At 47.5% G+C, this 6269-nt stretch carries 5 protein-coding genes; 1 reads left to right on the forward strand and 4 read right to left on the reverse strand.

All coding sequences use genetic code 11. The features are described from left to right. A partial coding sequence (locus tag K2I50_RS00450) for an NAD-dependent epimerase/dehydratase family protein (RefSeq protein ID WP_301024287.1) occupies positions 1 to 476 on the forward strand: 476 nt, incomplete at its 5' end. A 181-nt stretch (positions 477 to 657) separates the two neighbouring features. Here the strand turns inward: K2I50_RS00450 and K2I50_RS00455 are convergent. The 4 genes from K2I50_RS00455 to K2I50_RS00470 all read right to left on the reverse strand — a co-directional run bounded on the left by K2I50_RS00455 (position 658) and on the right by K2I50_RS00470 (position 6139). Continuing rightward, the gene (locus K2I50_RS00455) at positions 658 to 1251 is read right to left on the reverse strand and encodes a superoxide dismutase (protein ID WP_301024288.1); all 594 of its coding nucleotides are present in this window, start codon (positions 1249 to 1251) and stop codon (positions 658 to 660) included. Between the two features lie 76 nt (positions 1252 to 1327). After that, positions 1328 to 2518 carry a TolC family protein gene (locus tag K2I50_RS00460; RefSeq protein WP_301024289.1) on the reverse strand — a complete coding sequence of 397 codons (1191 nt, stop codon included), beginning with the start codon at positions 2516 to 2518 and terminating at the stop codon, positions 1328 to 1330. Positions 2519 to 2534: 16 nt separating this feature from the next. Further along, positions 2535 to 5660, reverse strand: coding sequence for an efflux RND transporter permease subunit (locus K2I50_RS00465; RefSeq protein ID WP_301024290.1), 3126 nt, complete (start codon positions 5658 to 5660; stop codon positions 2535 to 2537). Positions 5661 to 5674: 14 nt separating this feature from the next. Then, positions 5675 to 6139 (reverse strand): permuted SH3 domain-containing protein, encoded by a 465-nt coding sequence (locus tag K2I50_RS00470; protein ID WP_301024291.1) that lies wholly within the window; start codon positions 6137 to 6139, stop codon positions 5675 to 5677. Positions 6140 to 6269 lie beyond the last annotated feature (130 nt).

Raw genomic sequence — 6269 nt, forward strand, 5'->3', positions numbered from 1 at the left:
GCACGGACTATATCTCGGTAATGCCGACCAACCTCTATGGTCCTAATGACAATTATCATCCCACCCATTCACATGTACTCCCTGCACTCATACGTCGATTCCATGAAGCCAAAGAGGCAGGACTTGAAGAAGTGACATGCTGGGGTGACGGCACTCCGCTTCGCGAATTCCTCTATGTCGACGACTTGGCCAATCTGTGCGTATTTCTTATGAATAATTATTCCGGCAACGAGACTGTAAACGCCGGTACCGGTAAGGAACTCACAATCCGTGAGCTCACTGAACTCGTTGCAAAAACAGTAGGCTACCAGGGTCGAATACTTTGGAACACCGACATGCCTAACGGAACTCCACGAAAGCTCCTTGATGTTAGCAAAGCAAAGGCTCTTGGCTGGACATATACTACCGAACTGCCCGAAGGTATACGTCTTGCCTATGAGGACTTCCTGTCCAATCCTATGCGTGCTGAGCGTTGATTAAAACACTGTTCGCAATAAAATAGAAAGGGGTGGCATTTCATTTTTAATGATGCCGCCCTTTTCTATAATAATACAATACACAAATATCCCAAATAAAAAGGGGCGTCACTCTCACGAGCTCCACCCCCGGCATTCATCACATTATGCTAAAAGTGCGATTTATGTCTTTGTTTGGATTTTATTTTACGGAATATCTCGACGATACTACATCCCAATCGATGATATCCCACAATCTATGCAGAGCATCGGCACGACGATTCTGATAGTCGAGATAATAGGCGTGCTCCCACACATCAAAACAGAGAATGGGAGTCAGTCCTTGGGTAAGTGGATTTGCGGCGTTGGGGCCTTGTGTAATGAACAGCCGGCCGTCCTTATCCTGCGATAGCCATACCCATCCAGAACCGAACAAATCGACACCAGCCTTTTCAAAAAGTTTTTTAAACTCATCGAATGATTCGAAATCACGCTTGATAGCCTCGGCAAGGGGACCCTGAGGTTCACCGCCGCCATCAGGAGTGAATGAGAAGAAGTAAAATATATGGTTCCATGCCTGAGAAGCATTATTGAACAGCGGACCGTTAGCAGTCTTGATAATCTCCTCAAGAGGTGTATCCTCCCATTCGGTACCACGAATCAGTCGATTGAGATTGTCGATGTATGTCTTCTCATGCTTACCCCAATGATAACTGATAGTCTCGGCGCTTATGGCAGGCTCAAGTGCATCGGATGCATAGGGGAGCTTCGGCTGGCTATATACGTTTGTTTCCATAAAAAAGCGTTATTTGGTTAATAGATATTCTCTTCCCAAATAACGCTATAAGTTACCAGAAGGTTCTAAGCCAGGATTAATTTCCAGGATTATAACGAGCCAATTGTGCCATTGTCTGTTGATAACGATATTGTATTTCCAGCATACGCAATATTGCGTCAGTATGTGAGGCCGATTCAATAAGGTATACCATCATGCTAATCTGACCACCCTCCAGAGCTCTGAGCAATAGTCGAGGAGTGGGGGATTCTGACAGCACTTTGTCGTATGCCTCATACTGATTCTTTAGTTGTATCGCCGCAGCATGTATCGACTCTAATGACGAGCGCTGCTCGATAGCCTGCTGCTCGGCACGCGCCTCGGCAGCCATGCTTTCAAGACGTGCGGCCTCGGATTTTCCTTTGGTAGAAAACACCGGTATTGACAGTCCTGCAACAAACCCATGGAATGGTGTTCCTTCCTCCCGAGCAAAATGATATCCGGCAGTAAGCGAAGGAAGCGAGCGGCGCCGCTCTGCATCACTGCGTGCACGCGATGCCTCTGCAAGTATTCTTGACTGCTCAACCTCGGGAGTCTCATGCAGTTTTTCGCTGTATACAGCAAGAGGTAAAAGCATGTCGGCCGGATAGTCCTCGATTGCATCATATATATTTTTTGCACCTTCTACAGATCCGACAAATGCTCCGATTGCCGACATACATTGTGTCTCCTGTGTGTTTAACTCTGTCTGTCGGGCGAGAATCTCCAGTCTCTCGAGTTTCAGTTTCTCTACATCAAGCAATGTAATCTCATTGCGTAGAGCACCCTTGGTGGCTATATTAAGCAGCGAATCGATGCATTCCATACGATTTGCCATCACCTCCCGGCACTTGTTCAGGTATACACCTTCAGCCAGGAGAATTCTGGCATTTTCGCGTGCATTGATTATTGTGGCGCGCTCCGACATATTGATTGCCTCCGACTGAAGTCGGGCCTCACGACGCATGGCGCTGTATACCCCGGGCCATTCCATTGACTGGCTTACCGTAATGTCAGTTTTATTTCCAGGCTCTCCGGTGCTCCACATGTATCCTCCCTCGATTTCGGGGTCAGGAAGCACAGCAGCAGAGCGCAGGCTTTCCCGTTGTGATGCATAGGAGTATGCTTCACTGCGCAACCCTGGGTTAAGTGCAATCATACGGTCGACAAGAGAGTCGAAACTCTCTGCACTCATATGAAGCATCGTCGAGGCCGCAACCATAACGGCAATTGTTCTTATAGATTTCATTATCGTTGTCAAGAGTTTATTTCTTACGGTGTTGTACGTAATAATAAAGTATTGGTATTACAAATATATTCAGAAGTGTCGATGTCAGCAATCCGCCAAGAATCACAATAGCCATAGGTGATTGAAGTTCATTGCCGGGATCGCCACCACGCAAGGCAAGAGGAGCCAGCGCCAGTGCAGAAGTCAATGCCGTCATTATAATCGGCAGCAATCGGTCGGAACTACCTTTTAATATCCGGTCAGACAGAGCGAGGCCCTCATTGGACAGGGAGTTGTAGCGGGATATGAGCAACATGCCATTGCGTGTTGTAATACCCAATAAAGATATAAAGCCAATTATTGCGGGAATGTTCAGTTCGCCGGATGTCAGTCGCAGCATCAATACACCTCCAATCATAGCCAAAGGCATATTGACAAGTATTATGAGCGACTCTTTTATATCATGGAATTCCATATACAGCAGCACCAGAATGATTATAAGAGCGACTATCGACGCCAAAACAAGCGTTTTTGTAGCGGCCTCCTCACTCTCAAACTGTCCGCTGTAAACGATATTGTATCCTTCCGGAATCTTGACATTCTCTTCGATAACACTGCGAGCTTCATCGACAGCTCCCCGAAGGTCTCGACCCTCAACATTCGCTGATACAACTATGCGGCGGTTGAGATTCTCACGGTTGATTGTGTTTGGTCCCGAAGTCGATACAACATCTGCAACATATGTTATCGGCACTACTCCACGTTGGGTGTCTATTGTCAGTGTAGATACTCCATCAATACTTCCTCTTCCCCAATCGTTGCTCATCAGTTTTATAGAGCGAGGAATGCCATCATCATAAATCTTGCCGACTTCTGTGCCACCGATATTCACATCGACCCAACGGGCAAGCTGTCCGGGAGTCACTCCATAATATGCCATGGCATGACGCCGAGGACGTATTTCAAGATGCGGACGTTCTACCTGTTGCTCTACGGCAATGTCTGTAATACCACTGACATTACCTATGACATTGGATATCTCTGTTGCTGTGCGATGCAGAGTAGGGAGGTCTGACCCAAAAATTTTGATGGCAATCTGAGCCTCAGTTCCCGACAGCATGGCATCGATACGATGGGATACAGGCTGTCCGATTTCAATATTCACGCCGGGAATATCGGCAAGTTTATGACGCAGTTCATCTGCCACTTCAGAGCGAGAACGTCCATCAAGAATATAAGGCGCTTCGATTTCACTCACATTGACACCAAGAGAATGTTCGTCAAGCTCGGCACGTCCTGTTTTCCTGGCAACAGTTGTAATCTCCGGCACCTCCATTATGATTTTTTCTGCCGTGCGTCCGATACGGTCGCTTTCCTCAAGCGATATGCCAGGCATGGCACTTATATTTATTGTAAAAGAGCCCTCGTTGAACGGAGGAAGAAAACTACGTCCGAGTGTGGCCATAATACACATTGAAGCGACAAATAATACACCTGTCCAGCAAAGGATGGCGCGCTTATGGCGCAAGCCTGCTGACAGCGCATTGTTATATACTCGTCGGAGCCATGCGGCAGGGGCTGCTTCCTTATCCTTTGTGCCGGATTCTGAGCCTCCGAGAAGATAACTGCATAATACCGGAGTAAGTGTGAGGGCGACAATCGTTGATGCGATAAGCGATACGATAAAAGCGATACCGAGCGAGCCAAGCAGACGGCCTTCGATGCCATGAAGGAAGAAAAGCGGAAGGAAGCTGGCCATGATTATAAGTGAGGAGTTGAATATCGGCATTCGCACCTCGCGTGAGGCTTCATATACTACACTGACCACATTTTTGCGCTGCTCTTGCGGCAATGCACGATTTGCACGAAGCCGTTTATAGACATTTTCCACATCGACAATAGCATCGTCAACCAGCGACCCAATAGCAATGGCGATACCTCCAAGAGTCATGGTATTGATGGTAAGCCCCATGACATGCAGAACAAAAATAGTCACGATAATCGACATCGGAATAGCTATGACAGATATAAGCGTAGTACGTATATCCATGAGGAAGAAGAAAAGCACTACGATTACAAATATCGCACCCTCGAAGAGCGATTGCTGCAGATTGCTTACAGAGCTGTCAATAAAGTCGGCCTGACGGAATATGTCAGTCGATACATTGATACCTTTGGGCAGTGATGGCGCAAGTTGTGCGAGCTTTTCTTCAATGGCTTTAGTAAGACGTGTTGTTGATGCTCCTGTCTGTTTGCTTACGGTGATGAGTACAGCTTCATGTCCTTTCTCACCGGCGGCTCCGATACGTGGATTAGCACCACCTCGTTCAATTACTGCAATGTCGCTCAATGTTACCGGGGTGCCGGTATTTGTATCATCATTGCCTATTATTTTCACAACGGTAAGACCAAGTTCATCGGCACGACTTGTGGATATGCTACCTTTTACGAGGTATTCGTTCCCGAAATCGCTAAGGTTGCCTCCGGAAGAGTTGGTGTTTAATCCGTCGCAAGCTGCCAATACCTCCTCAAGAGATATCCCATAATGTACCATTTGGGGAGTATTGAGCTTTATCTGTATTTCCTCTTCCTGACCACCGAGCACTGACACTTGTGATACGCCTTCAATTGCAAGCAGCGCCGGGCGCAATGTACGGTCGGCGATAGTACGCAACTGTAGCATCGACAAGGAATCTGCCGATAACGAATCTGTCTTGTTGGTAAGTCCGATTATAAGCACCTCTCCAAGCACAGATGTCGGAGGGCCCATTACCGGAATCCCGGCTTCGGGTGGGAGTGTAGACCCTATTCCTGACAATCGTTCGGATATTCCCTGGCGTGCCTTGTAAGGGTCGACACCCCAGTCATGTTCTACCCATACAACTGAAAATCCTGCAGAACTTGAAGAGCGCACGCGTCTCACTCCCGGAGCACCACCCATTGCTGTCTCAATGGGATATGTCACGAGTTTTTCCACCTCTTCGGGAGCAAGTCCGCCGGCCTCTGTCATTATTGCGACTGTCGGGGCATTAAGATCAGGGAAAATATCAACATCAAATGTGTCGCGAATCATCGCCACACATCCGGCAATCAATAATAGCGCCGCCGCTACAAGTACAAGTTTGCGGCGATCAAGCGAGCCTTTAATTATTCTATCAAGCATATTCTGTCCGGATATTAATGGTTATGCGAATGTCCTTCCGGAATCTTGCCGCTGTTCTCGGCCATCTTTAAAATCATGGCACCGTTAGTTACGATACTGTCTGACGGGGAAAGCCCTGACAATACTTCTACAATTTTGCCATCAGTGACACCAAGCGAAAGACGTCGTTTTTCATATCCATGATCATCGACTTTTACATAAGCGAAATATTCACCTTCGCTCTCTACTACGGCACCGGTAGGAATAGTACATCCGGTACCGGCGTTTTCATCCTCAAGTATTACCCAGACATCGGTATACATGCCCTGTGATAATGACCCGTCGTTGGGAATGGAAAAGTATATCGGCATATAATTGCCGGTTGTCGCAGCTGTGCCTTTTGTGTCGGCTACCACGGAACCGCCAAGCAGACTTACGGATTTCACCTTATCAGGAGAGTCGGCAGTGGCGAAGTTGGCATCAATAATCTTATTAGCCATATTGCGCATCGCCAAAGGAAAGTCTACGCGTAGCAGAAGACGACTGTCGGTAGAGGTCTCGACTATCGGCTGTCTCTAATACCCAACTCACGATGCCGACGAGCTTAGGCGTGTAGAAATCGGTGGTCGC

The sequence above is a fragment of the Muribaculum sp. genome (assembly GCF_029051885.1).
Lineage (GTDB): Bacteria > Bacteroidota > Bacteroidia > Bacteroidales > Muribaculaceae > Muribaculum.